Below are 23,988 nucleotides of genomic sequence, written 5' to 3' on the forward strand. Positions count from 1 at the left end.
TCCAAGGCGCCGGTGCAGCGTGCGGCTCGACTCTCCCGGCGGCAACCCCGCGGAAGGCGTCAAGCTCGCTGACGCAGTCCGCAGCGCAGCATTGTGGCAAGGCGTCCTCCGATCGGCCCTGCCGACCGGAGATGAAGCTTCGCGGCAAGGCCGTGTCGTCCATCGACAACCGAGGTCGGAGCAGCATGGTCCGGCTCGCCGAGGATCTCGACGGAAAGACGGTGCGGCGAGACGCCTGCCCCATCAACCGTTCAGCGACGTGCGGACAGGCCTGGACTCGGGTACGAGCGCGAGCACGCGCGACACGGAACACGTCGCCAGTGGATGGATCGCGGTGCAGTGACTGGGCGCCCGCCCGGTGCTGTATGAAACGAAGCCCCTTAGGAGCCCGAGGCAGCCTTCACGGGCCTGAAATGTCGTGGCGCACCCGTCAGGCCCAGGCGGGCCGGTGTCCCCCGCCCTAAGTGTCTGAGTTACCTCGACCGGCCTGCGATGTCGAGTGAGCTTGTGATGCCCTGTGTGATACCGACTAGTTCGCGGGACCCAGCCCCCCGGATGGAACCGGAGTTGGTGTCGAAAATGTACCCCCCTTAGTTGTGGAACACACCTACAGGTTTCAGGATTTCAGAATGAGGCCGGGACCCACGGTTTCCCATGGGAGTCACACGAACCGGCGAAGTTGAACAACAACGCGAGGGTTTAGCGGGAAATCTGAAACAGGGGTGAGGGGGGCCAAGCGCCAGGGTCCTCAGCACCAGATGGGACCCTAAATCGAGCCCCCGTCCGCTTTCTGTGGTCCTCCACGTCGGCCGCCTGGGGGTTAGCTTGCTCGGCCTCGGGAAGGTCGTGGCGACGCGCGTGACCTACTTTATCAAGGGACACGTAGTGCCCGGAGGAGGCCCCAGGCGTGTCCTGGTGCGGCAGGCGGGCCTGAGCGACGTGTGAGGAGCCGTTCGCACCCCCTCTATTTATGCCGCTTCGCCCTTGAGGACGCGGTAGACGGAGGCGCGACCGATGCCCAGGCGCTCGGCAATCTCTGTGGCGCCCAGGCCTTCGGATTGGAGCTTGCGGACCTCGGCAACGTCGATGGTCGCCTTGCGGCCCTTGTAGACGCCTGCGGCCTTGGCCTGGGCGATGCCCTCCAACTGCCGCTCCTTCCGAAGGTTGGTCTCGAACTCGGCAAAGACGCCCAGCATGTCCAGGAAGGCCTTCCCAGCCGCCGTGCCAGTGTCCACGGGCTGCTCGATGGCCCGGAGGAACACGCCCCTGGCCTTTAGCGCCCTCACGATATCCTGTAGGTCAGCGATGGAGCGGGACAGGCGGTCGATGCGCGTCACCACCAGCGTGTCCCCGGCCCGCAGGAAGTCGAGGAGCGTGGCCAACTCGGCTCGGCCAGTGGTGGAGGTGCCCGACACCTTCTCAGCGCGGATGGTGGTGCAGCCTGCGGCCTTCAGCGCCTCAACCTGGATGGTTACGTCCTGGTCGAGGGACGAAGCGCGTGCGTAGCCGTACAGGTGGCCGGTGGAGGTCGAGGCGGCGGCGCTGTTCATCGTGGGTCTTCCGGTGTCTCGCTAGGCTTTAGACCCACTCACCATGCCGTCTCGTAAACTCGAAGTCAACCCATATGAGACGTGAAAACCGTCTCACGCCAACGTCTCGTGGAGGTATACGCTTGCGAGACTGCAAAATACGCATGGGTTGCAACCCGGCTCAACTCGCGGGTAAGCTCGCGCGATGTCGCTCACTCCCGCTCTCCCGCCCCGCGCCTCCCCGACAAGCTATCTCTTCATCGACGGGGGCAGTTTCATGCAGAGCCTACAAAGGGTCTGGGACAGGTATTTCGGGGGCGACCAGCCACCCCTAGATTGGCTCGCCATACGCGGCTCACACCGGAAGGTGTTCTACTACGACGCTATTCCGGTCCAGCAAGCCTCCGAGGATGATAACACCCACGCAGCCCGAGTGGCCCCGAAAAGGGCAGAGTTGGCGCACATCGAACGCCAGAAGGGCTTCCATGTTCGCACTGGCGACGTTCGCCATCGAAGGAGAAGAGGCAACGAGCAAAAGATGGTCGATGTCCAACTTTCAGTAGATGCTCTGTTGACGGCGAGTAGGGGCGTGTTTTCGGAGTGCACCATCATCACGGGTGACCTCGACTTCAAACCGCTTCTAACCGCGCTAGTCGACATGGGTGTTGATGTCTCACTCGTCTACCCCTCTGGGGAAACTAATGAAGAACTTATGGCTGCAGCCGATAGTGCTGTGCCGATCGATATCCAAATGTGCCTTGGATGGGTTGAGAACTCTTACCCAGCCAAGAAACTACTCCCGTGGGGGCAATACACTTTCAGTTCTGGCGCGCTTCCTGTGCAGGGCTCTCTATTCAACTGGAACGATAGTGCTTTTGGCCAGTGCCTCGTCAGAACCCATGACGGCGTGAGTTTTGAGGTGCTGACCGAAATAGCTCCTAACATGCCGTCTCACCGCCTCGTTCTCACAGGGAAGGATAAGAAGATGCTCAGAACCTACTCCGAGGATGTCTTCCACTTGAACATCCCGGAACAGGGCTGGTGACGAGCGAAGCCTCGTACCACTGCGCGAGCCATGCGCTCGGGACCGTCTAACGCGACCGTAGACGTGTATTTCAAACACCGGGCATGAAGCCCTACCGCTCCTGCTCAAGTCGGTCCTTAGGTGTCCTAGGAGCCTGCATACCATGCTGGCGCAAGTGGTTCGTTGACCTCGGCCTCCCACGTCGCACCATCGTCTGAAAACGCTTCTATATACTCCCCCTCTCCCCTCTCCCTCTCATGGGTCCAAAGGGGTGACAGTGATGGTCACCTCCTCCTCGTCCATAGGAGGACGGAGGAGCCTTTGGGATGACCTAGGCACCCGAGGTGGTGGAGATGACTATTCCACATAGACAGGAGGGATATAGGGCAGGATGTGGCAGTGGGCGGCGTAGTGGCGCTCCAGAGCCGCCTGAGCAACTTCGAGGTCCTTCCTCCTCACGATGAGGCTATCATGCACGGTGAGGCTTGGGATGCCGTGCTGGACCATCAACTCCGTCATCGTGTCGAACATCGCAGAGGCTTCCTTCGCCATCAGGTCGGCCCAGTTCTCCTTCAAGTCACCCCAACGACCCAGGATTGGAAACTTCTCTGTCATTTTCTTCTTGACAGCGCCAATGGGATACACGGCCTGGAGCTGTCTCCCGGTCAGCTTGAGAAAATCTTCTCGCGGCCTGTCCGGCCATTTCGTGAAGTGCTGCGTATAGCCCAGGGTCGCGACGGTCCACGCCTTCACGGCCCAGCGCCTCATGTCATGCTCGCCCACCATCATGGCTGGTAGTGTGTCCAACTCGTAAGGGTCTTGCCGAGCGTCGAAAGGCAGGCCGTTGAGGCCGTGGAGCACCGAAAGAAAGCTCGCGCGAATGTCCATCTCCACGACTTCATCGCCGTTAATGAGCATCTGACGACGCTTCCCCTTGGACATCGTCTGGTAGGCGTCCTCGCCCTGGGAATACAATCGACCACCCTTGTCGAAGGCGAACCCAGAGTCATCCGCGAGATTGAAGACGCGCCGATAGCCCCTGTGGACCCCGCCCTCGAAGGTGAACCCGTCCAGGAAGGTGTTGAGGCGCCGAAGGGCGTCCTCATGGACCGCAAGGCCATCCCGGAGATGGGCCAGCCCCGGCATCTTCATGGCGTCCAGTTTGGCGCCCTTGACCTTCCGGCCGTTCGTAGATGTCGAGGCGCCCCGGAGCACTATGGGGTTCTCGGGCAACGCCTGGAGGAAGTGGACGCGAGCTTCGGAGAGGTCGAGGCCATGCGCCGCGATGAGGTCGCGCAACGTGGTCGTGGCCCTGAACTTGGTGGCGCTCCGCTCTTGCTCGGCTCCGTCATCATGTTCGTGGTCCTCGTCGGTCCCGTCCTCGCGCACGACCGGGAACCGGCTTCCACCCCAGGCCCGAGCCTTGCGGACATCAAGCAGCCCTGCGCCTTCCATGGCCTCGGTGAGGCCCGTGAACCGCCTGTGGCTGGCGTCGCCCGAGCCGGAGAACGTCGCGGTCATCATGGAGCGGAACACCCAACCATCTGCCTTGTGGGAGCCCAGGGCACGCAGGAGGTCCGACAGGAAGGCGCCCGTGAGCCTGCGGTGGGTGTCGGCGTTGGGGCCGTGGCGCTTGTGCTTCCCGCTGAGGTGTTCGTGGGCCAAGACCTGGGCGACTACGGCGTCCACGAGGGCCTGCGCCTCCTCCGTCACCGGGCGGCTGTTCAGGGCGGCGTAGATGGCGCGTGGTTTGACCACTTCGGCGAGTGAGTGGTCCGAGTCGGATTGCGGCTCGATTGTGACGGTCAAGGGGGAAACAGAGGTCGAATCAGGGCAGGAAGCCGTTTGCGCCAAGGCGAGATATTCCTATCGGTGTAGGTGGTTAGGACGGAGCCGACGCGCCCAGGGCACCTCGGACACCGAACGGGTGCATGGGGCCTCGGGGTTGTCGAGGAAGGGCAATCGGAACAGGGCCACGCAAGGCCGCTCGCGAGCGCTGCGGGCCGCCGTTGAGCCCCGGAGGGCTAGGGGGTGCCATCGGGCGAGATGACCACCTTTACCATGTGGTCCCGGAGTAGCTTCAGCGAATGGCCGGAGCCGTACCGCTCGCCAACCGACTTCGTGCCGTGGCCGTCGATGGCGTCTCGAATGTCTTCGGGGATGCCTGCCTCACGCATCCGGTCCCGCATGGCGTGCCGGAAGCTGTGGGTGGTGCCCTCGACACCGGGAAGCGTCCTCATCCATTTATTGAGGGCTCCAGAGGCGTGATTGCCCTTGACTTCTCCGTCAGAAGCATAGCGCGGAAATAACCATTCACCGTGGCCCTGCGCCTTCGCAGCCTCGGCCATGGCCCGCGTGGCGCCCCAAAGAGCCTCACCGACAAGCGGGACACGCCGATTGCTCACTGCCGTCTTCACGCGCCGCCCAAGGTCCCGATGGTCACGGATGATGATGTGAGGGACGGCATCGGAGAGGAACACGTCCTCTCGCCGTAGGCCCACGATTTCACTCAGCCGCGCCCCGGTGTCGAGTTGGATGGACAGGATGTGGCGGCGGTCGTCGTCGGCCTTCCGGCAGGCGGCCATGAGGGTCCGAAGCTCCCCCAGGGTGAAAGGAAGCCGGGGCGTAGCGTCAGCGCCGTCTCTGGCGATAATCATTCCCTCGAAAGGGTTGACCATCGTGAGGGAGTGTTCCCGCTTGGCCATGTTGAAGATGGCTGACAGGACCCGAAGGCGGCGCCGGACGGTCCCGCTCTTGTTCCCCCTGGCTGACATCTCATCCCGGTAGGCGTTCGCTTGGTCGCGCGTGTAGCTGGGCAACGGGCGGTCACCGGCCAGCGCCATGAAGGCGTCCACCGGCAGATTGGTATCCCGTTGAAACCGCCCTTCCGCGCCTTCCTTGTGAAGCCGGAAGTACGTCGCGCGGGCATCGGTGAGGGTGACTTCCTTCGGGGCCTCGCCGTCCCGGTAGAGGCGTTCCGTCTCCCGGTTGACGGGCGTGAGGAACCTGCGCTCGGCTCCATCGCCGTCATGGTGCCGGGCTTCCTGGAAGGCGTGTCCATGCTCCCGCTCAAATGAGTCGAGGACGGTCCACCATCCATCTGAGCCTTCACGCCCTCCGCCCGGCTGAAGCCCGAGGGCAATCAACTGCGCTTTTGCAGCATCCCTCACTTGCTGGGGCGTGTAGGTGCCGCTCACGACCTCGGGGGACCGCAGGGAGGCCCACAAGGCTTCATGCTCGGCCGTCAGCTTGGAGGCGCGCGGGGCGGCTTCCTGGGAGTCCTTGGTCTTCAAGCTGAAATCGAGGTGGGACTTCCCCCCGTGATTCCCTCGGAGCCCTTTCGGGACCCGCATCCGCCAGTGAAAAACCCCGCTCTTCCTGCGGACGACGTTCCGAATGGTGATGGTCATGCCGCCCGCTTTGAGCACGACAACGGACATTGTGATACCCCGCGTGATACCGCAGGGGTTTTAACCGGGTCGCCGGGGAACACTAAGGGGCTGTAAATACAGCAGAACTGCCACAAGGAAGTGGCGCACCCGTCAGGATTCGAACCTGAGACCTCTGCCTTCGGAGGGCAGCGCTCTATCCAGCTGAGCTACGGGTGCCCGATGCGCTCGACACCAGCAGCGGTAGCGCATCCCGGGGCGGACCGCAAGGCTTCGGGGTGTCGATGGATGGGTGTCCGGGCGATGCGATCGAGGCCGGCGGGACGCGCGCTCCCCTGGGCAAGACGCCCCTCCCCTGCTATGCCCCGCGCATGACCGCGCAGAAGCTCGACAACATCCGCAATTTCTCCATCGTGGCGCACATCGATCATGGCAAGTCGACTCTCGCCGACCGGCTGATCCAGCATACCGGCACGGTGGCGTTGCGCGACATGTCGGAGCAGATGCTCGACTCGATGGACATCGAGCGCGAACGCGGCATCACCATCAAGGCCCAGACGGTGCGGCTCGACTACGTGGCGGCGGACGGCAAGAGCTACGTGCTCAACCTGATGGACACGCCCGGCCACGTCGATTTCGCCTACGAGGTATCGCGGTCGCTCGCGGCCTGCGAGGGGTCGCTGCTCGTCGTCGACGCCAGCCAGGGCGTCGAGGCCCAGACCCTCGCCAACGTCTATCAGGCGCTCGATGCCGGGCACGAGATCGTGCCGGTGCTGAACAAGATCGACCTCCCGGCCGCCGAGCCCGAGCGCATCCGCCAGCAGATCGAGGACGTGATCGGCCTCGACGCCTCGGAGGCCGTCGAGATTTCGGCCAAGACCGGCCTCAACATCGAGGGCGTGCTCGAAGCCATCGTGGCGAAGCTGCCGCCGCCCAAGGGCGATGCCGAGGCGCCGCTGAAGGCGCTGCTGGTCGACAGCTGGTACGATGCCTACCTCGGCGTCGTCGTGCTGGTGCGGATCATCGACGGGTCGATGAAGAAGGGCTCGCGCATCCAGACCATGGCGACCGGCGCCCATTACGAGGTCGACCGCATCGGCGTCTTCAAGCCCAAGATGACCAACGTGGCGAGCCTCGGCCCCGGCGAGGTCGGCTTCATCACGGCGCAGATCAAGGACGTCGCCGACACCCGCGTCGGCGACACCATCACGGACGAGCGCAAGCCCACCGCCCAGGCCCTGCCGGGGTTCAAGCCCGCCCAGCCGGTGGTGTTCTGCGGCCTGTTCCCGGTCGACGCCGCCGACTTCGACGATCTGCGCGCCGCCATGGGGCGTCTCCGCCTCAACGACGCGAGCTTCTCCTTCGAGATGGAATCCTCCGCGGCGCTCGGCTTCGGCTTCCGCTGCGGCTTCCTCGGGCTTCTCCACCTCGAGATCGTTCAGGAGCGGCTGGAGCGCGAGTTCAACCTCGACCTCATCGCCACGGCGCCGTCGGTGGTCTACGAGATCGCGCTGCGCGACGGCACCGCGATCGACCTCCACAATCCGGCCGACATGCCCGACGTGATGAAGATCGAGGAGATCCGGGAGCCCTGGATCCAGGCCAAGATCCTCACCCCCGACGAATATCTCGGCGGCATCCTCAAGCTCTGCCAGGACCGGCGCGGCGTGCAGACCGACCTCAGCTACGTCGGCTCGCGCGCCATGCTGACCTACGAGCTGCCCTTGAACGAAGTGGTGTTCGACTTCTACGACCGGCTGAAGTCCATCTCGAAGGGCTATGCCTCGTTCGACTACCACATTACCGACTACAAGGCCGGCGACCTCGTGAAGATGCAGGTGCTGGTCAACGCCGAGCCGGTCGACGCGCTGTCCATGCTGGTCCACCGAGACCGGGCCGAGATGCGCGGCCGCGCCATGGTGGACAAGCTGAAGGACCTGATCCCCCAGCACATGTTCCAGATCCCCATCCAGGCCGCCATCGGCGGCAAGATCATCGCCCGCGAAACCATCCGGGCGCTGCGCAAGGACGTGACCGCCAAGTGCTACGGCGGCGACGTCTCCCGCAAGCGCAAGCTGCTGGAGAAGCAGAAGGCCGGCAAGAAGAAGATGCGGCAGTTCGGCAAGGTCGAGATCCCGCAGGCGGCCTTCATCGCCGCCCTGAAGATGGACGCCTGACGCGGCCGTCCGGGCCGCCGTCCACAGGCACGCGTTTCCGGGGCGGCCGTCAGGACAGTCCCGGGGAGAACCGGTAAGGACCGCCGGCTAGGTTCGGTCGGGAAACGCCCCGCGGCGCGCGGCATGTCGGATGGGACCCAGGCGATGAAAGCGGCGGCTGCCTCCTTTGCGATCTGCACCGGGCTGGGCCTGGCGATGGCCGCGGCGTCGCCGCCGCCCCGCCCGGCCCCGGTCGTGGCCAAGCCCGCGGCGCCCGGCTGCGAGGCCTTCATGAAGGACTTCCCGCCCGCGGCCCCAGGCTACCGCATCTCCTTCGAGCGGCCGTTGACCATCGCCCGCGGCTTCGGCGACATGATGAGCGGCATCGACGTGCGCATCCTGTCGAGCGACACCAAGGTGGACGGCACGCTGAAGTGCCGCGACGACACGTTCCTGCGCTTCGAGCTCCGGGCGACGCTGCCCGCCGACGCCAAGATCCTCGCCGACCTCGACAAGTTCGAGCGCGCCGCGCTGATGGCGGCCTTCCACTGGGATCGCCCCAAGGCCGAGACGATCGAGAAGGCCATGACGGCGGATGCCGGGGAGTACCTCCGCGCCTCGATCGAGCGCGGCGACCTGTATAATTCCGGCAAGGTCGAATACCATCAGGCCGACCAGCTCGACCTCGGCCTCATCTGGACCCAGACCGACCACACCTTCGTGATCTCGGCCCAGTCCGACGACTGAACCCGGCGCGCCGGGCGGTCACGTCCCCGGCCTTAGCATGTCGGCGAGGGGGCGGGGCACCCGCAGGGCGCGGTCGAGGTCGAGATCGGCCGCGATGTCGTCGAGGTGGGCCAGCATCAGGGCGACGGCGCCGGCCCCGTCCCGCGCCCGCAGGGCTGCCACCAGCCGCTCGTGGTCGTGGTCGCCGCAGTCCGAGCGGCCGCCGTGGCCGTAGAGGGCGATCACCAGCGACGAGCGCACGACGAGCTCGGCGAGGAACCCTTCCAGCACCGACTGCCGCGCCATGGCGGCGACGGCGACGTGGAACTGCCCCGACAGGCGGATGGCGCGGCCGCGGTCGCCCGCCGCGAGGGCGGCACGGCCTTCGGCCATCAGGGCGCCCAGGCCCCGCAGGTCGGCCTCGGTCGCGGCCTCGGCCGCCCGCGCCGTGGTGACGGCTTCGACGACACGGCGGGCCTCGAACAGGTCGCGCGCCTCCTGCGGGCCCGGGCTGGCCACGGAGGCGCCCCGGTTGCGCGCCAGGACCACCACGCCCTCCTGGGCCAGCGAGCGCAGCGCGCCGCGCACCAGCGTCCGGCTGACCGCGAAATGCGCGGCGAGCTGGTCCTCGGGCAGCTTGGTGCCGGGCGGCAGGCGCTGCTCCACCACCGCCAGCAGCACGGCCTCGTGGATGGCAGAGACGCGGTCGGCCGCGCCCCCGGCGGCTCCGGGGCCGCCCGGCCGGTACCCTGCCCCTCCCGATCGCTCCAGACTCACCCTGCCCTCCGCCGGCCCACCGTCCATCGCCAAGCAGGTTTCGAGCCGCCGGACGACCGACGCCGTGGAAGCCCGTCGATTGTGTACGATCTGCCCGCATCGCGGGCACAATCCCGCTTTCCGGGCAGGACGGCCCGTCGCTTGGGCGGCGGCTCGGCCGGGCCGCGGCAGCACAGCCTCGCGGCGCCGTGGCACGTCCGTTGCTTGCCACCACACCATCGATCGACCGGAACGGCGCCATGCGGAAACCCGACCTCGAGCTGATCCAGCTCACCAAGCGCTACGGCGACACGGTCGCGGTGGACGCCATCGACCTCAAGATCGAGGCCGGCTCCTACTGCTGCCTGCTCGGGCCGTCCGGCTGCGGCAAGACCTCGACGCTGCGCATGATCGCCGGCCACGAGACGGTCAGCGGGGGCGACGTCGTGTTCGGGCCCGCCAACATCACCGACCTGCCGCCGGCCAAGCGCGGCACCGCCATGATGTTCCAGAGCTACGCGCTGTTCCCCCACCTCAGTTGCATCGACAACGTCGCCTTCTCGCTGAAGATGAAGGGCGTCGACAGGGCCGCGCGGCGGGCCCGGGCGGCCGAGATGCTCGACCTCGTCGCCATGGCTCCCTATGGCGAACGCCTGCCCGCGCAGCTGTCGGGCGGCCAGCAGCAGCGCGTCGCCCTGGCCCGCGCCCTCATCACCGAGCCGCAGATCGTGCTGCTCGACGAGCCGCTCTCGGCGCTCGACCCCTTCCTGCGCACCAGGATGCGCGTCGAGCTGAAGGCGCTGCAGCGCCGGCTCGGCATCATCTTCGTGCATGTGACGCACAGCCAGGACGAGGCCATGGCCCTGGCCGACCTCGCCGTCATCATGAAGGACGGGCGCATCGAGCAGGCGGGCTCGCCGCGGGAACTGTTCAACGCGCCGCGCACCGCCTTCGTGGCGAAGTTCATCGGCGGCCACAACGTGCTGCAGGGTCCGGCCGGCGCCTTCGCGGTGCGGGCGGACCGGCTGCGGCTCGGCCGCGCCGCCGCGTCGCCGTCCGCCGGCCCAGGCCTCGCCGCCGTGGTGCGGAGCGTCGAATACCAGGGCACCTTCGTGCAGCTGACGCTCGACGGCGGCGCCGGGTCCGAGATCACCGCCACGCTCGACGAGCCGACCTTCGACGCGACGCCGTTCCAGCCCGGCGACCCCGTCGCGGTGTCGTGGAGCGAGGCCGACGTCCACCGGCTGGCCAGCGCGGCCTGACCCTCTCACCACCACAGGAGACACCATCGTGACACAGGATACGAGGCCGACCGTGAAGCTGTCGCGCCGCACGCTGCTCCGCGGCTCGGCCGCCGTCGCGGGCGTGGCCGCCGGTTCGGGCGCCGTCACGGGCTTCCCGGCCGTCTGGTCGGCCGAGCCCAAGGTGCTACGCTATCTCGGCACCGCCGTGAACCAGTCGGCCGACATCGCCAAGAAGGTGAAGGAGGACACCGGCATCACCATCGAATACGTCGCCGTCACCACGGACGACGTGACCAAGCGGGTCATCACCCAGCCGAACTCCTACGACATCGTCGACACCGAGTATTTCGCGCTGAAGAAGCTGGTCCCGGCCGGCAATCTCAAGGCGATGAACGGCAAGAAGATCAAGGAATACGACAATATCACGCCGGTCATCACCAAGTGCGAGCTGCCGGACGGTACCAAGATCGGCGACCAGGGCACCGCACCCAAGAAGGTGATGTTCGTCGAGGGCGAGCACTCGACGAAGTTCGCCCCCGGCATGACGGAATGGGCGACGCTGATCCCCACCACCTACAACGCCGACACGCTGGGCATCCGGCCCGACCTCATCAAGCGGCCGATCTCGAGCTGGGCCGAGCTGCTGAACCCCGAGTTCAAGGGCAAGGCCGCCCTGCTCAACATCCCCTCCATCGGCATCATGGACGCCGCCATGGTGGTGGAGGCGACGGGCCAGCATAAGTATGCCGACAAGGGCAACATGACGAAGGCCGAGATCGACCTCACCATGAAGGTCCTCACCGACGCCAAGAAGAGCGGCCAGTTCCGCGCCTTCTGGAAGGACTTCAACGAGAGCGTCAACCTCATGGCCTCGGGCGAGACCGTGATCCAGTCGATGTGGTCGCCCGCCGTCACGGCCGTGAAGTCCAAGGGCATCCCCTGCGTGTTCCAGCCGCTGAAGGAGGGCTATCGCTCCTGGGCGACGGGCTTCGCGGTGTCCAAGGCCGTCACCGGCATGAAGGAGGACGTGGCCTACGAGTTCGTGAACTGGTTCCTGTCCGGCTGGGCCGGCGCCTACCTCAACCGCCAGGGCTATTATTCGGCCGTGCTGCCGACCGCCAAGGCCGCCATGGAGCCCTACGAATGGGCCTTCTGGATGGAGGGCAAGCCCGCCGAGAAGGACATCCACGCGCCCGACGGCACGCTGCTCGAGAAGGCCGGCAACACGCGCGACGGCGGCTCCTTCGACCAGCGCATGGGCAAGGTGGCCTGCTGGAACGCCATCATGGACGAGAACGACTACATGGTCCGCAAGTGGAACGAGTTCATCGCGGCATGAGCCACACCGCCCGGCCGACCGATGCGGGAGGGGCCCCCGCCGCGGGGGCTTCACCCGCCGCGCCGCTCGCGGCCGCGGCGCCCCGTGCGGCGCGGCCGCGGGGCCGGCACGGCTGGGCACCCCCGGCATGGCTCCAGGCCATGCCGATGGGCCTCGTCTTCGCGCTGTTCTTCGTCCTGCCGCTCGCCCTCGTCGTGGTGGTGAGCTTCTGGGACTACAACGACTACGAGATCCTGCCGAGCTTCACGTTCCGCTCCTACACCGAGACGTTCGAGGGCTGCTACGACCAGCTTCCCGGACTCTGCACCATCTTCAAGACCTACGTCACCACGGCGGAACTGTGTTTCGCGGTCTGGGCCATCACGCTGGTGATCGGCTTCACCATCTCGTATTTCCTGGCCTTCCACGTCCGCTCGCTGACCATGCAGATCGTGCTGGCGCTGCTCTGCACCATCCCGTTCTGGACCTCCAACGTCATCCGCATGATCTCGTGGATCCCGCTGCTCGGCCGCAACGGGCTCGTCAACCAGGCGCTGACCCATGCCGGGGTGGTGGATGCGCCGCTCGAATGGCTGCTCTACTCGCGGTTCTCGGTCATCCTCGCCTTCGTGCACCTGTTCACCTTCTTCATGGTGATCCCGATCTTCAACTCCATGGTGAGGATCGACAGGCGGCTGATCGAGGCCGCCTACGACGCGGGCGCCAGCGGCTGGCAGACGCTGTGGAACGTCGTGGTGCCGCTGTGCAAGCCCGGCATCGTCATCGGCTCCATCTTCGTCGTCACCATCGTGATGGGCGACTTCGTCACGGTCGGCGTCATGGGCGGCCAGCAGATCGCCTCGGCCGGCAAGATCATCGAGACCCGGCTCAACGCCCTGCAGTTCCCGCCCGCCGCCGCCAATGCCGTGATCCTGCTGGCCGCCACCCTGCTCATCATCACCGCCCTGACCAAGGTGGTGGACATCCGCAAGGAGCTGTGAGGATGCGGGAGGGACGCTCGCCTGCCTTCTACCTGCTGGCCGCCTTCTTCGGCCTCTACGTGCTGTTCCTGTACGGCCCGATGATCGTCATCTTCGTGCTGTCGTTCCAGGGGCCGCAGGGCGGCATGACCTTCCCGATGAACGGCGCCTCGGTGCACTGGTTCGCCAAGCTCTGGGAAGGCGGCGGCATCGTCGACATCGGCGCCGCCTTCTGGCGCTCGCTCGAACTCGGCCTCGTCGTGACGCTGGTCACGGTGGTGTTCTCGACGCTGGCGGGCCTCGCCTACCGCCGCAAGTTCCGCGGCCAGGCCGTGCTGTTCTACGTGGCGATCGCCAGCCTCATCGTGCCGTCGATCGTCACCTCGCTCGGCATCGCGCTGCTGTTCCGGCTGATCGACGCCGCCGTCAAGGCCGGGCCGGACTGGATGAGCGGCACCTACACGACCGCGCTCGGGCTCTTCACCTCGGGCCTCGCCGCCCACCTCACCTGGACGCTGCCCTTCGGCCTGCTCATCATGTTCGCCATCTTCAACCGCTTCGACGGGCGGCTCGAGGAGGCGGCGCGGGACCTCGGCGCCACGCCCTGGCAGGGCTTCCGCCACGTGGTGCTGCCGCTGATCCTGCCCGCCCTGATCGGGGTCGCGCTCTTCGGCTTCACGCTGTCCTGGGACGAGATCGCCCGCTCGTCGCAGGCCATCGGCTCCGACAACACGCTGCCGCTGCAGCTTCAAGCCCTCACCACCACGGTGACGACCCCGATGATCTACGCGCTCGGCACCACGACGACGGGGGTGAGCTTCGTCGTCATCGCCATCGCGCTCCTCGGCATCGCCCTGCTGCGTGCCCGCCAGAAACGGCACGGGTCCGACGCCGGCAAGGCGTGACGCGGCATCGACGTCACGCCACGTACTGGGCGATCCCCTGGCCGAAGGACCAGTCTTCCCGGCCGTTCTCGGTCAGGATGATGGTGACATCCTCCGGGCGCAGGCCGGGAGCCTCGGCGAGGTTCCGCACGATGGCGGCATAGAGCGCCTTCTTCTGGGCGGTGCCGCGCGTGCGGCTGACCGTGATGGAGACGATGACGTGATCGGCGCTGCGCGACCCGCCGAGGTAGCTCGGGTCGAAGACGAAGTCCTCGGGATCGTGTTCCGTCAGGATGGCGAACCGATCGCCCTCGGGGACCTCGAAGGTGGCCACCAGGGCGCGGTGAATGCCGTCGCGGAGAGCGGCGCGATGGGCCGGCGGCTTGCCGCGGAGCAGGTCGATGCGGGCGAGGGGCATGGGTCGAAACACCTTGCGAGAGGAACGAGCCCGTCGTACCCCGACCCTATCCAGGCGTGAACGCCCTGGATCCGCCTGTCTGTGATTGCGGATCGCAATGGTGCAGAGCCTGCCCTCCCTCGACCTCGACTGCGTGGAAGCCTTCGTGCGGGTGGCGGAGCTCAGCAGCTTCACGCGCGCCGCCGAGGCGCTCGGCACGACGCAATCCGTCGTCAGCCTCAAGGTGAAGCGTCTCGAGGCCAGCGTTGGCCGACGCCTGCTGGAGCGGACGCCGCGCCTCGTCCGCGTCGCCGAGGGCTGCGGCCCCTTCCTGCAGGCGTCCCGCGACCTGCTCGGCAGCCGCGACGGCCTGCTCGCCACCCTGCGCCGGCAGGACCGCCTGCGCCTGTCGATCGGCATCAGCGACCAGGCGGCCGGGCGCGACCTGCCCGACATCCTGAAGCGGATCACGCGCCAGGACCCGGATCTCCTCCCCGACGTCCATGTCGGCGCCTCGCGCGAGCTGCTCGACCGTTTCGACCGGGGAAGCTTCGATGCCGTGGTGGTGCGCGCCGAAGACGATCGCCGTCCGGGCGAGGTGTTGATCGAGGAACCCTATGCCTGGGTGGCGGCCCCGTCCTGGCGCTGGCCGACCGGCCTGCCCCTGCCGCTCGCGACCCTCGCCGAGCCCTGCGGGGTGCGGGCCCTCGCGATCCGGTCGCTCGAGGATGCGGGCCTGGCCTGGCGCGACGCCTTCGTGGGCGGCGGCGTCGCGGCCCTCGGCGCGGCGCTGGCGGCGGGGCTCGCCGTTTCGGTGCTGGCGTTGCGCGTCGCGCCGCCCGGCCTCATCGACGTCGGGGACGCCGTGGGCCTGCCGCCCCTGCCCAGGTCCCGCGTCGTGCTGCAGTCCCGGGTCACGCAGCCCCGCCTCGCCGCGGCGCTGCGCGGCCTCGCGGCGGGATTTCGGGCCGGGGCGGCGGCCCGGGCCGCCGAGGACGCCCTGCCGCTCGCCCGCCAGCCCCGCGCCGGGCGGGGAGCCGGCCGGGCCGTCAGCGCACCGGGGGCGCGTACATGAGGCCGCCCTTCAGCCAGGACGCGTTGGGTCCGCGCGGGATCTTCAGTGCCGAGCCGGCGCCGAGGTTGCGGTCGAACACCTCGCCGTAGTTCCCCACGGCGGCGATGGCGGAGAGCGCCCAATCGTCCGCGAGGCCGAGCCCCTTGCCGAGCCCGCCCTCGGTGCCGAGGAGCCGGCGGATCTCGGGCAGCTTGCTCGCCGCCTGTCCGCGGGCGTTGGCCCGCGTCACGCCGAGGTCCTCGGCGTCGATCAGGGCGAAGAGCGTCCAGCGGACGATGTCGAACCACCCGTCGTCGCCCTTGCGCACCGCCGGGCCGATCGGCTCCTTGGAGATGATCTCCGGCAGGGTCTCGGCCTCGTCGGGCCGGGCGAGCTTCAGCCGGGTCGCGGCGAGCGCCGTGGCGTCGCTGGTCAGGGCGTCGCAGCGTCCCGATTGGAAGGCCTGGGCCGCCTGGTCGTCGTCCGCGAAGGTGACGGGCTCGAAGGCGATGCCGCGGGTGCGGAAATAGTCGGAAGCGTTCAGCTCGGCCGTCGAGCCCTGCTGCATGCAGACCGAGGCGCCGGCGAGGTCGGACAGGCTGGCGACCCTGCTGCCCCGATGCACCATGAAGGCCTGGCCGTCGTAGAAGTCGATGCCGGTCAGGCTGATGCCGAGGCCCGTATCGCGCGACAGCGTCCAGGTGCTGTTGTGCATCAGCACGTCGACGGCACCGCTCTGCAGGGCCGTGAAGCGCGTCGGCGCCGTGAGCGCCATGAACCTGACCTTGGCGGCGTCGCCGAGCACCGCCGCCGCGACGGCGCGGCACAGGTCCGCGTTCAGGCCCTTGAAGCCGCCCTGGCCGTCCGGCATGCCGAAGCCCGGCAGGTTGGGGTTGATGCCGCAGACCAGCACGCCCCTGGCCTTCACGGTGTCGAGCGTCGAGGCGGCGGCCGGCCATTCCGCGGCGCCGACCAGCGCCGAGCCCAAGGCGAAGCCGAGGAGCGCGGCGCGGCATCGTCCCGGAAATCGCATCGGATCGTCCATGGCGGGGGTGAAAGGGACAGCGTCAGTCGAGGCCGTAGTCGGCGCGAGCCTGCGCGACCTCGGCCTCGTCGGTGTAGCCGATCATGACGCCGCGCTCGAGCTGCGTCGCCGGCCCGTAGGCCAGGATGGCGTCGTCGTCCATGGTCACGCGCGCGTGGTCGCGCAGGGCCCAGTCCAGCAACAGGTCCCTCAGGCGCGCGATCTCGGGCGCATGGGTCGGATCGCCGCCGAGGTCGCGTACCTCGTCGGGGTCGTCCGCGAGGTCGAACAGCATGGGCCGGAAGCCCGGCGCATGCACCAGCTTCCAGCGACCGTCGAAGAGCATGAAGAGCCGGCTGTCGCGCGGGGCGAGGCCCAGCGCGGCACGCACCTCCAGCATCGAGAAATCATATTCCGAGACCGCGTAGCGCCGCCACGGCAGGTCCGTCCGCCCGTGCAACAGCGGCAGCAGCGAGCGCCCCTCCATCACGTTCGGTCGCGGCCGGCCGCCGAACCAGTCGACGATGGTCGGGGCGAGGTCGATGGCCTCGACGAGCCGGTCGCAGACCGTGCCCCGCGTGCCATCCGCCGCGGGCGAGGGATCGTAGACGATGAGCGGCACCTTGACCGAACAATCGTGGAACAGGTCCTTCTCGCCGAGCCAATGGTCGCCGAGGTAGTCGCCATGGTCGGAGGTGAAGGCCACGAGGGTGGTGTCGGCCAGGCCCTCGCTCTCGAGAAAGGCGAAGAGTTCGCCGAGCTGGTCGTCGATCTGCTTGATCAGGCCCATGTAGGCGGGGATCACGCGGGCGCGGACCTCGTCGCGCGCCATGTTGCGCGACACGCGCAGGTCCATGAAGGCCGCGTAGACCGGGTGAGGATCGACCCGCTCCGCCGCGTCGCGCACCGCCGGCTTCACGTCGGCGGGGCCATAGAGTGCGTGGTAGGGGGCGGGGGCGATATAGGGCCAGTGCGGCTTGATGTAGGACAGGTGGAGGCACCACGGGCGCCCGTCCCGCGCCGCATCCGCGATGAACTCCATCGCGCGCCGGGTCATGTAGGGCGTCTCGGATTCGGCCTCGTCGACCCGCGCCACCTTGTCGGCGTGGGCGAGCAGCCAGCCGCTCGCGAGCCCGCCCTCCGCGTCCCCGGCATTGGCCCAGTCTTCCCAGGGGTTGGCGCCGCCGAAGCCGCGGGCCCTCAGGTGCTCGTCGTAGCGGGTCCGCCCGCCGCCCGACGCCGTCGGATGCAGGCCGTCGTCCCGCTCGAAGGGTTCGAAGCCGCATTGAGACACGTGCACGCCGATGTCGGAGGCGCGGTCGATGCCCAGGCGGTCGAGCCCGTCGTCGTCGGCGCGCATGTGGGTCTTGCCGACGAGGACGTTGCGGACGCCGAGGGCCTTCGACGCGTCGCCGAGCGTCGGCTCGTCGACCCGCAGCGGGAACTGGTTCCAGTTGGCGCCGTGCGAGCGCATGTAGCGCCCCGTGTAGAAGCTCATGCGCGAGGGGCCGCAGACCGGCGATTGCACGTAGGCGCGCGTGAACCGGACGCCGCGCGCGGCGAGGCGGTCGATGTTGGGCGTGGCGAGGCTGCCGTGCCCAGCGCAGGACAGGTAGTCGAAGCGCAGCTGGTCGCACATGATCCAGAGCACGTTGCGCGCCGTCATCCCGGTCCCTCCCCTGCCATCGGGGCGCCCATCATCCGCGGCGCACGTCCGCCTCGATCAGCGCTCGCAGCTCCGGCGTCACCTCCGGCCGCACACCGAACCAGCGTTCGAAGCCCGGCACGGCCTGGTGCAGCAGCATGCCGAGGCCGCCCACGGCGCGGTGTCCGGCGGCGCGGGCCGCCGCCAGCAGCGGCGTTTCCAGCGGCGTGTAGACGATGTCGACGACCAGCGCGCCGCGCTTGAGGCCGGCGAGGTCGAGCGTCAGCGGCGGCTGGCCGGCCATGCCCAGCGTCGTCGTGTTGACGACGAGGTCGGCGGCGCGCAGCAGCTGGGGGATCTCCTCCCAGGCATAGGCCCAGACGCTGTCGTCCTGCCCCTCGGCGAGTTCGACGGCGCGCATCAGCGTGCGGTTGACGACCGCCACCTCGAAGCCGCGATCGAGCAGGCCGTGGATCACCGCCCGGGCGGCGCCGCCCGCGCCCAGAACCAGCGCGGCGCCCGGCGTCCCGTCCCAGCCCGGCGCCTCGTCGTCGAGGCTGGCCAGGAAGCCGAGCGCGTCGGTGTTGCCGGCCACGAGTTCGCCCTCGTCGAACCACAGCGTGTTGGCGGCGCCGATCGCGTCGGCCGCCTCGTCCACGGCCTCGGCCAGCTCCAGCACGCGGCTCTTGTGCGGCACCGTGACGTTGCCGCCGACGAAGCCGGCCGCCTTGAGGCCGGCGACGAAGCCGTCGAGGTCCTCGGGGGCGACCGGGACCCTCTCGTAGGAGCCCGCGATGCCGTGGACCTCCAGCCAATGGCCGTGGATCAACGGCGAGCGGGAATGGCCGACGGGATGGCCGATGACGAAGGCGCGGGGGCCTCGGGCGCTGGACGCATTGCTCATGCCTCAGGCGGAAAGCACGTCCCGATAGATCTCGGCAAGGGGAATGGCGACGTCGAGGGCGGAAAGTTCGAGCACGGCATCGAGTCCCTCGATCATGCGTTCCTTGAACGGGGCCTCGCCGGTCCTGTCGAAGACCTCGATGACCGGCTTGTCGCGCTCGACGAGGACGTAGTGCCGGAGCGACGCGATCTTACGGTAGACCTGCCACTTCTCTCCTCGGTCGCGCCCGATGCTGCCATCCGACATCACCTCGACGAGAACGGTCGGCGCGTCGAGCGACGACGCGCCGGGCGGGAGCGGACCGCAATGCACCATCACGTCCGGCACGACGGAGGTTTCCTGCGACCGCACCTTCAGCCGAAAGGCTTCGGTGAAGACGCGGCAGGGCGAGGCCTTCGCGCGCAAGTGGCTGCTCAGCGCGAAGTTGATGTTCTGGACGATGAAATGGTGCTCCCAGCGCGCACCCGTCATCATCCTGACGACGCGGCCGCCGATCAGCTCCCACGTCTCGTCGTGCGGTTTGTCGGCGAGGAGGTCCTCGAAGTCGTCGAGACTCATGCGGTCGGATCGGTCGTCCGGGCGGGACATCACGGTCGTCTCCGGCTTCGCGCAGGCCCTGTCGATTTCCGCGCGCGATCAGCCTATCACTGCCACCCGACGCGCGACACCCCGGACCCCGATTTGCCCCCGCCTCCCCGCCGCCTCATCACGCCCGAGAAGCGCGACGACGACACCGAAACCTCGGTGCGCCCGCTCTCGCTCGTCGACTTCACCGGCCAGGAGGCGGCGCGCAAGAACCTCGGCGTCTTCATCGAGGCGGCCCGCACCCGCGGCGAAGCCTTGGACCACGTGCTGCTGGTGGGCCCCCCCGGCCTCGGCAAGACCACGCTGGCGCAGATCGTGGCGCGCGAGCTCGGCTCGAACTTCCGCTCCACCTCGGGTCCCGTCATCGCCAAGGCCGGCGACCTCGCCGCCCAGCTGACGGGACTCGAGGAGCGCGACGTGCTGTTCATCGACGAGATCCACCGGCTGAACCCGGCCGTCGAGGAGATCCTCTATCCCGCCATGGAGGACTTCCAGCTCGATCTGATGATCGGCCAGGGCCCGGCCGCCCGGTCGGTCAAGATCGACCTGCCGAAGTTCACGCTGGTCGGCGCCACCACCCGCGCCGGCCTGCTGACGACGCCGCTGCGCGACCGGTTCGGCATCCCCATCCGGCTGCAGTTCTACACGGTGGCGGAGTTGGAGCTGATCGTGCGGCGCGGCGCCCGCGTGTTCAACATCGGCATCGCGCCCGACGGCGCCAACGAGATCGCGCGGCGCGCCCGGGGCACGCCGCGCATCGCCGGCCGGCTGCTGCGCCGGGTGCGGGACTTCGCCATCGTGGACGAGGCCGCGACCATCACCCGCACCATCGCCGACGCGGCGCTGAAGCTGCTCGACGTTGACGACATCGGGCTCGACGGGATGGACCGGCGCTACCTCGACATCATCGCGCTGTCCTTCGGCGGCGGCCCGGTCGGGGTCGAGACCATCGCGGCGGCCCTGTCCGAGCCGCGCGACGCCATCGAGGACATCATCGAGCCCTACCTCATCCAGCTCGGCTTCCTGCAGCGCACGCCGCGCGGCCGCCTGCTCACGCCCCACGCCTTCCGTCACCTCGGCATCGCCGAGCCCAAGGCCCACAGCGACCAGTACGGGCTGTTCACGGCCCTGCGCGGCACGGAGCCGGAGGCGGAAGCGTGAGCGGGCGCGTGCATCGCCTGACCGTGCGGGTCTATTACGAGGACACGGATTTCTCGGGCGTCGTCTACCACGCCAACTACCTGCGCTTCCTCGAGCGCGGCCGCACCGAAACGCTGCGCGACGCCGGCCTCGACCACGCGTCGCTCTTCGCGGCGGAGCCGCCCTTGGCGCTGGCGGTGGCCCGCATGGAGATCGACTTCCGCCGCCCCGCCCGGATGGACGACCTCGTCGAGGTCGAGACGCGCGTCGCCGCTTCGGGGGGCGCGTCCCTCGTCATGCACCAGCGGCTCCTGCGCGGGGACGACGTCCTGGTCGAGGCCACCGTCAGGGTCGCGGCCGTGTCGCGCGGCCGTGCGACGCGCCTGCCGGCCGGGCTCGCGGCGCGCCTCGCCGGTTGAACTTCCCGCCGTTACGTTAACCCTGCCTTAACCCTGTCCGGCGCTTGATCGCGTCGGGACGAATGGTCTTGGGTGTGACGGCGAAGCCGCAGAATTGACGGATTCCCACCGCAGGACGGTGGCGTGATTTCAGTGAGATGCCGCCGGTGTCCCGCGGCGCGCAGGGTCGCGCGGCGCGGAGCGCCACAGGATTGCGCCGCCGGCGCCGGGAAATGGACCGCATGAACCCTGCAGATGTCGTCGCCGCCGCACCGACCGCGGATCTCACCATCCTCGGCATGTTCATGAACGCCAGCGTGCTGGTGAAGCTCATCATGCTGGGCCTTCTCGGCTCCTCGCTGGCCTGCTGGGCCATCATCATCAACAAGTTCATCCTGTTCACCAGCACCCGCAAGGCGATGGACCGGTTCGAGCAGGTGTTCTGGTCGGGCCAGTCGCTGGAGGAACTCTACACCGACCTGTCGCAGACCGAGACGATCGGCATGGCGTCGCTCTTCGTCGGCGCCATGCGGGAATGGAAGCGGAGCTTCCAGAACGTCGGCGCCTCCTTCATGGGCCTGCATGCGCGGCTCGAGAAGGTGCTCGACGTGTCGATCGCCCGCGAGGTCGAGAAGCTCGAATCCAAGCTCATCGTGCTCGCCACCGTGGCGTCGACCGCGCCCTTCGTCGGCCTCTTCGGCACCGTCTGGGGCATCATGACGTCGTTCCGCTCCATCGCGGCCTCGAAGAACACGTCGCTCGCCGTCATCGCGCCCGGCCTCGCCGAAGCGCTGCTCGCCACCGCCATCGGCCTCTTCGCCGCCATCCCGGCGCTGATCTTCTTCAACAACCTCCAGGGCATCGTGGCGCGGTTCCAGGCCCGCATGGAATCCTTCGCCGACGAGTTCTCGTCCATCCTGTCTCGCCAGATCGACCACCACGTCGGCGGCGAGCGCGACCGCGCCGCCTGATCGCGCCCGGGCCAGGGGAGTTCCAGCATGGGCATGTCGGTCGGGGCCGCGGGCAAGAAGGGCGGCCGGCGCAAGCGCGGCGTGCCGCGCTACGGCGCCATGGCCGAAATCAACATGACGCCGTTCATCGACGTCGTGCTGGTGCTGCTCATCATCTTCATGGTGGCGGCGCCGCTGCTCGCGTCCGGCGTGCCGATCGACCTGCCCAAGACCACGGCGGGCGAGCTCAAGATCGACTCGAAACCCCTCAGCGTGGCGGTGGACGACAAGGGCGACATCTTCGTCGCCGACCAGCCCGTGGCGATGGACGGCCTGCTGGCCCGCCTGCAGGAACTCGCCAAGGACGGCTACGACGAGCGCATCTACCTGCGCGGCGCCAAGGCGGTGAACTACGGCCGCATCGCCGACGTCATGGCCCTCATCACCTCGGCCGGCTACAAGAAGGTCGCCCTGGTGACCGAGCAGTCGGACAAGTGAGGCGGGTTTCGCTTTGAAGCTCAAGCTGTCTGAGCCCGGGGTCGCGCTCTCGCTCCTGGTCCACGGGTCGCTGCTGGCCCTGCTGATCGTCAACATCCCCTGGTTGGCCGACAAGCCGATGGACGAGCAGATGCCCGAGGCGGTCCCGATCGAGACCATCTCGCAGAGCGACTTCAACCAGATCATGAAGGGTGAGAAGTCCTCGAAGGAGGTCACCAAGACGCCCGTGACCAAGGCCGACAAGGTCGCCGAGGCCGACGAGCAGCACGCCGAACCGCCGAAGCCCGACGTCCAGAAGGAGGCCCCGCCGCCGCCGCCGCCGAAGCCGGCTGCGCCGACGCCCCCGGAGCCGACCCCGCCGGTGCCGACGCCGCCGCCACCACCGCCGCCACCACCGCCCCCCCAGCGGCCCGACCCCACGCCGCCCCCGCCGCTCCCCCCGGAAGCGCCGACCCCGCCCGTGCCGACGCCGCCCGAGCCCCCGCAGAAGCCCGCGCCCGCCAAACCCGCGCCCGCCAAGGCCGCGCCCACGGCGCCGGTGCCGCCCGAGCGCGACCCCGACGCCGAGGTGATCAGGCCCGCGCCTCCGCTCCCGCCGAAGCCGGTGCCGGTCCCCGTCCCGGTGCCGACGCCGCCGGAGCCGCCCAAGCGCGCCGAGGTCAAGCCGCCCAAGCCGCCGGTGCCGACCCCGCCCAAGGTCCCCGAGGTCAAGGTCGCCGAGGTGAAGCCGCCCAAGACCCGGCCGGTCGAAAAGCCCGACCAGCTGGCGAAGCTGCTCGACCAGGCCGCCGCAGAGCCGCAGCCCGAGGCCAAGCCTGAGCCCAAATCCGAGCCCAAGCCCACGCCGAAGCCCGTCCACAAGGCGCCGGCGCACGCCAAGCCGGCGCCGAGCCAGCGCGAAGCCGCGGCCGACGGCACGGCCGAACCGACCGACCAGAAGGCCTTCGACCCGACCGACATCTCGCGCATCCTGAACTCGCAGCCGGCCGGGGCACCGCCTTCGACCGGGCGGCAGGTCAGCAAGGTCGCGTCGCGCGGCGCCACGTCGGGCACTGCGCCGAAGATGTCGCCGACCCAGTCGGACGCGCTCGACGGGCTCCTCGCCGACCAGTTCAAGCAGTGCTGGAGCTACCTCGGCCTCGACCACGGCCGGTACATCCCGGAGATCAAGGTCAGCTACGCCGAGGACGGCTCCCTCCAGAGCGAGCCGACGCTGCTCAACCGGCCCTCCGACCCGGCGGCGCGCAGCCTCGCCGAAAGCGCGCTGCGGGCCGTGCGCCAGTGCAACCCGCTGCACATTCCGGCGCAGTTCTCGCCCTTCTATGAGCAGTGGCGCAGCCGCATCCTGCGCTTCGACCCCGCCGAGATGGCCGGGTGAGGTCGGGCG

22 protein-coding genes and 1 tRNA gene are annotated in these 23,988 nt (G+C 68.4%); 13 read left to right on the forward strand and 10 right to left on the reverse strand.

All coding sequences use genetic code 11. The features are described from left to right. Positions 1–968: 968 nt before the first annotated feature. Positions 969–1,550, reverse strand: a complete 582-nt coding sequence (locus D3272_RS03315) for a recombinase family protein (protein WP_129217673.1) — start codon at positions 1,548–1,550, stop codon at positions 969–971. A gap of 184 nt (positions 1,551–1,734) precedes the next feature. On the opposite strand from D3272_RS03315, the gene D3272_RS03320 reads away from it, so the two are divergent. Continuing rightward, the gene (locus D3272_RS03320) at positions 1,735–2,574 is read left to right on the forward strand and encodes an NYN domain-containing protein (RefSeq protein WP_129217675.1); all 840 of its coding nucleotides are present in this window, start codon (positions 1,735–1,737) and stop codon (positions 2,572–2,574) included. Between the two features lie 336 nt (positions 2,575–2,910). Here D3272_RS03320 and D3272_RS03325 read toward each other — a convergent pair whose 3' ends face one another. The 3 genes from D3272_RS03325 to D3272_RS03335 all read right to left on the reverse strand — a co-directional run bounded on the left by D3272_RS03325 (position 2,911) and on the right by D3272_RS03335 (position 6,161). Beyond that, positions 2,911–4,362 carry a hypothetical protein gene (locus tag D3272_RS03325; protein ID WP_129217677.1) on the reverse strand — a complete coding sequence of 484 codons (1,452 nt, stop codon included), beginning with the start codon at positions 4,360–4,362 and terminating at the stop codon, positions 2,911–2,913. Positions 4,363–4,577: 215 nt separating this feature from the next. After that, a complete protein-coding gene (locus tag D3272_RS03330) occupies positions 4,578–5,993 on the reverse strand; it encodes a DUF6538 domain-containing protein (protein WP_129217679.1) in 1,416 nt (471 codons plus the stop codon). 91 nt (positions 5,994–6,084) lie between these two features. Next, a tRNA-Arg gene (locus D3272_RS03335) sits at positions 6,085–6,161 on the reverse strand. 152 nt (positions 6,162–6,313) lie between these two features. Here D3272_RS03335 and lepA point away from each other — a divergent pair. Next, a complete protein-coding gene (lepA, locus tag D3272_RS03340; protein ID WP_129217681.1) occupies positions 6,314–8,119 on the forward strand; it encodes a translation elongation factor 4 in 1,806 nt (601 codons plus the stop codon). Positions 8,120–8,263: 144 nt separating this feature from the next. Next, the gene (locus D3272_RS03345) at positions 8,264–8,845 is read left to right on the forward strand and encodes a hypothetical protein (RefSeq protein WP_129217683.1); all 582 of its coding nucleotides are present in this window, start codon (positions 8,264–8,266) and stop codon (positions 8,843–8,845) included. Between the two features lie 18 nt (positions 8,846–8,863). Here the strand turns inward: D3272_RS03345 and D3272_RS03350 are convergent, their stop codons facing one another. Continuing rightward, the gene (locus D3272_RS03350; RefSeq protein WP_245496358.1) at positions 8,864–9,601 is read right to left on the reverse strand and encodes a GntR family transcriptional regulator; all 738 of its coding nucleotides are present in this window, start codon (positions 9,599–9,601) and stop codon (positions 8,864–8,866) included. Between the two features lie 239 nt (positions 9,602–9,840). On the opposite strand from D3272_RS03350, the gene D3272_RS03355 reads away from it, so the two are divergent. The 4 genes from D3272_RS03355 to D3272_RS03370 are packed head-to-tail and all read left to right on the forward strand — an operon-like array spanning position 9,841 to position 14,027. Beyond that, a complete protein-coding gene (locus D3272_RS03355; RefSeq protein WP_129217685.1) occupies positions 9,841–10,842 on the forward strand; it encodes an ABC transporter ATP-binding protein in 1,002 nt (333 codons plus the stop codon). 28 nt (positions 10,843–10,870) lie between these two features. Beyond that, the gene (locus D3272_RS03360; RefSeq protein ID WP_129217686.1) at positions 10,871–12,163 is read left to right on the forward strand and encodes an ABC transporter substrate-binding protein; all 1,293 of its coding nucleotides are present in this window, start codon (positions 10,871–10,873) and stop codon (positions 12,161–12,163) included. Next, positions 12,160–13,143 carry an ABC transporter permease gene (locus D3272_RS03365; RefSeq protein WP_129217688.1) on the forward strand — a complete coding sequence of 328 codons (984 nt, stop codon included), beginning with the start codon at positions 12,160–12,162 and terminating at the stop codon, positions 13,141–13,143. The genes D3272_RS03360 and D3272_RS03365 overlap by 4 nt, the downstream gene beginning before the upstream one ends. A 2-nt stretch (positions 13,144–13,145) precedes the next feature. After that, positions 13,146–14,027, forward strand: coding sequence for an ABC transporter permease (locus D3272_RS03370; protein WP_129217690.1), 882 nt, complete (start codon positions 13,146–13,148; stop codon positions 14,025–14,027). 13 nt (positions 14,028–14,040) lie between these two features. On the opposite strand, the gene D3272_RS03375 is transcribed toward D3272_RS03370, so the two are convergent. Continuing rightward, entirely contained in the window at positions 14,041–14,424 is a 384-nt protein-coding gene (locus tag D3272_RS03375; protein ID WP_129217691.1) for a tautomerase family protein, read from the reverse strand. 100 nt (positions 14,425–14,524) lie between these two features. On the opposite strand from D3272_RS03375, the gene D3272_RS03380 reads away from it, so the two are divergent. Further along, positions 14,525–15,478, forward strand: coding sequence for a LysR substrate-binding domain-containing protein (locus D3272_RS03380; RefSeq protein ID WP_342634160.1), 954 nt, complete (start codon positions 14,525–14,527; stop codon positions 15,476–15,478). On the opposite strand, the gene D3272_RS03385 is transcribed toward D3272_RS03380, so the two are convergent. The 4 genes from D3272_RS03385 to D3272_RS03400 are packed head-to-tail and all read right to left on the reverse strand — an operon-like array spanning position 15,453 to position 19,618. Further along, positions 15,453–16,490 (reverse strand): amino acid ABC transporter substrate-binding protein, encoded by a 1,038-nt coding sequence (locus D3272_RS03385; protein WP_129217693.1) that lies wholly within the window; start codon positions 16,488–16,490, stop codon positions 15,453–15,455. The genes D3272_RS03380 and D3272_RS03385 overlap by 26 nt on opposite strands. Before the next feature lie 34 nt (positions 16,491–16,524). Next, on the reverse strand, positions 16,525–18,147 hold the full coding sequence (locus tag D3272_RS03390) for an alkaline phosphatase family protein (RefSeq protein WP_129217695.1): 1,623 nt from the start codon (positions 18,145–18,147) through the stop codon (positions 16,525–16,527). Between the two features lie 31 nt (positions 18,148–18,178). Further along, positions 18,179–19,030: a shikimate dehydrogenase gene (locus tag D3272_RS03395; protein WP_129217697.1), complete on the reverse strand. Its 852-nt coding sequence runs from the start codon at positions 19,028–19,030 to the stop codon at positions 18,179–18,181. Positions 19,031–19,033: 3 nt separating this feature from the next. Further along, complete coding sequence (locus D3272_RS03400; protein ID WP_129217699.1) at positions 19,034–19,618, reverse strand: Uma2 family endonuclease; 585 nt, start codon at positions 19,616–19,618, stop codon at positions 19,034–19,036. Positions 19,619–19,711: 93 nt separating this feature from the next. Here D3272_RS03400 and ruvB point away from each other — a divergent pair, with 93 nt between their 5' ends. The 5 genes from ruvB (at position 19,712) to D3272_RS03425 (ending at position 23,979) form a co-directional block, all read left to right on the forward strand. After that, on the forward strand, positions 19,712–20,776 hold the full coding sequence (ruvB, locus tag D3272_RS03405) for a Holliday junction branch migration DNA helicase RuvB (RefSeq protein WP_129217700.1): 1,065 nt from the start codon (positions 19,712–19,714) through the stop codon (positions 20,774–20,776). Then, positions 20,773–21,174: a tol-pal system-associated acyl-CoA thioesterase gene (ybgC, locus tag D3272_RS03410; protein WP_129217701.1), complete on the forward strand. Its 402-nt coding sequence runs from the start codon at positions 20,773–20,775 to the stop codon at positions 21,172–21,174. The genes ruvB and ybgC overlap by 4 nt, the downstream gene beginning before the upstream one ends. A gap of 221 nt (positions 21,175–21,395) precedes the next feature. Continuing rightward, positions 21,396–22,124, forward strand: coding sequence for a protein TolQ (gene tolQ, locus D3272_RS03415; RefSeq protein ID WP_129217702.1), 729 nt, complete (start codon positions 21,396–21,398; stop codon positions 22,122–22,124). A 27-nt stretch (positions 22,125–22,151) separates the two neighbouring features. Continuing rightward, the gene (locus D3272_RS03420) at positions 22,152–22,601 is read left to right on the forward strand and encodes an ExbD/TolR family protein (RefSeq protein ID WP_129217704.1); all 450 of its coding nucleotides are present in this window, start codon (positions 22,152–22,154) and stop codon (positions 22,599–22,601) included. Positions 22,602–22,614: 13 nt separating this feature from the next. Beyond that, the gene (locus D3272_RS03425; RefSeq protein WP_129217705.1) at positions 22,615–23,979 is read left to right on the forward strand and encodes a cell envelope biogenesis protein TolA; all 1,365 of its coding nucleotides are present in this window, start codon (positions 22,615–22,617) and stop codon (positions 23,977–23,979) included. The last annotated feature ends 9 nt before the right edge of the window (positions 23,980–23,988 follow it).

The sequence above is a fragment of the Lichenibacterium ramalinae genome (assembly GCF_004137085.1).
Classification (GTDB): domain Bacteria; phylum Pseudomonadota; class Alphaproteobacteria; order Rhizobiales; family Beijerinckiaceae; genus Lichenihabitans; species Lichenihabitans ramalinae.

Excerpts from the sequence above, each read along its gene's own strand:
- D3272_RS03315 (WP_129217673.1), bottom strand. The coding sequence starts at position 1,550 with ATGAACAGCGCCGCCGCCTCGACCTCCACCGGCCACCTGTACGGCTAC.
- D3272_RS03320 (WP_129217675.1), top strand. The coding sequence starts at position 1,735 with ATGTCGCTCACTCCCGCTCTCCCGCCCCGCGCCTCCCCGACAAGCTAT.
- D3272_RS03330 (WP_129217679.1), bottom strand. The coding sequence starts at position 5,993 with ATGTCCGTTGTCGTGCTCAAAGCGGGCGGCATGACCATCACCATTCGG.
- lepA (WP_129217681.1), top strand. The coding sequence starts at position 6,314 with ATGACCGCGCAGAAGCTCGACAACATCCGCAATTTCTCCATCGTGGCG.
- D3272_RS03345 (WP_129217683.1), top strand. The coding sequence starts at position 8,264 with ATGAAAGCGGCGGCTGCCTCCTTTGCGATCTGCACCGGGCTGGGCCTG.
- D3272_RS03355 (WP_129217685.1), top strand. The coding sequence starts at position 9,841 with ATGCGGAAACCCGACCTCGAGCTGATCCAGCTCACCAAGCGCTACGGC.
- D3272_RS03365 (WP_129217688.1), top strand. The coding sequence starts at position 12,160 with ATGAGCCACACCGCCCGGCCGACCGATGCGGGAGGGGCCCCCGCCGCG.
- D3272_RS03370 (WP_129217690.1), top strand. The coding sequence starts at position 13,146 with ATGCGGGAGGGACGCTCGCCTGCCTTCTACCTGCTGGCCGCCTTCTTC.
- D3272_RS03375 (WP_129217691.1), bottom strand. The coding sequence starts at position 14,424 with ATGCCCCTCGCCCGCATCGACCTGCTCCGCGGCAAGCCGCCGGCCCAT.
- D3272_RS03385 (WP_129217693.1), bottom strand. The coding sequence starts at position 16,490 with ATGCGATTTCCGGGACGATGCCGCGCCGCGCTCCTCGGCTTCGCCTTG.
- D3272_RS03390 (WP_129217695.1), bottom strand. The coding sequence starts at position 18,147 with ATGACGGCGCGCAACGTGCTCTGGATCATGTGCGACCAGCTGCGCTTC.
- D3272_RS03395 (WP_129217697.1), bottom strand. The coding sequence starts at position 19,030 with ATGAGCAATGCGTCCAGCGCCCGAGGCCCCCGCGCCTTCGTCATCGGC.
- D3272_RS03400 (WP_129217699.1), bottom strand. The coding sequence starts at position 19,618 with ATGTCCCGCCCGGACGACCGATCCGACCGCATGAGTCTCGACGACTTC.
- tolQ (WP_129217702.1), top strand. The coding sequence starts at position 21,396 with ATGAACCCTGCAGATGTCGTCGCCGCCGCACCGACCGCGGATCTCACC.
- D3272_RS03420 (WP_129217704.1), top strand. The coding sequence starts at position 22,152 with ATGGGCATGTCGGTCGGGGCCGCGGGCAAGAAGGGCGGCCGGCGCAAG.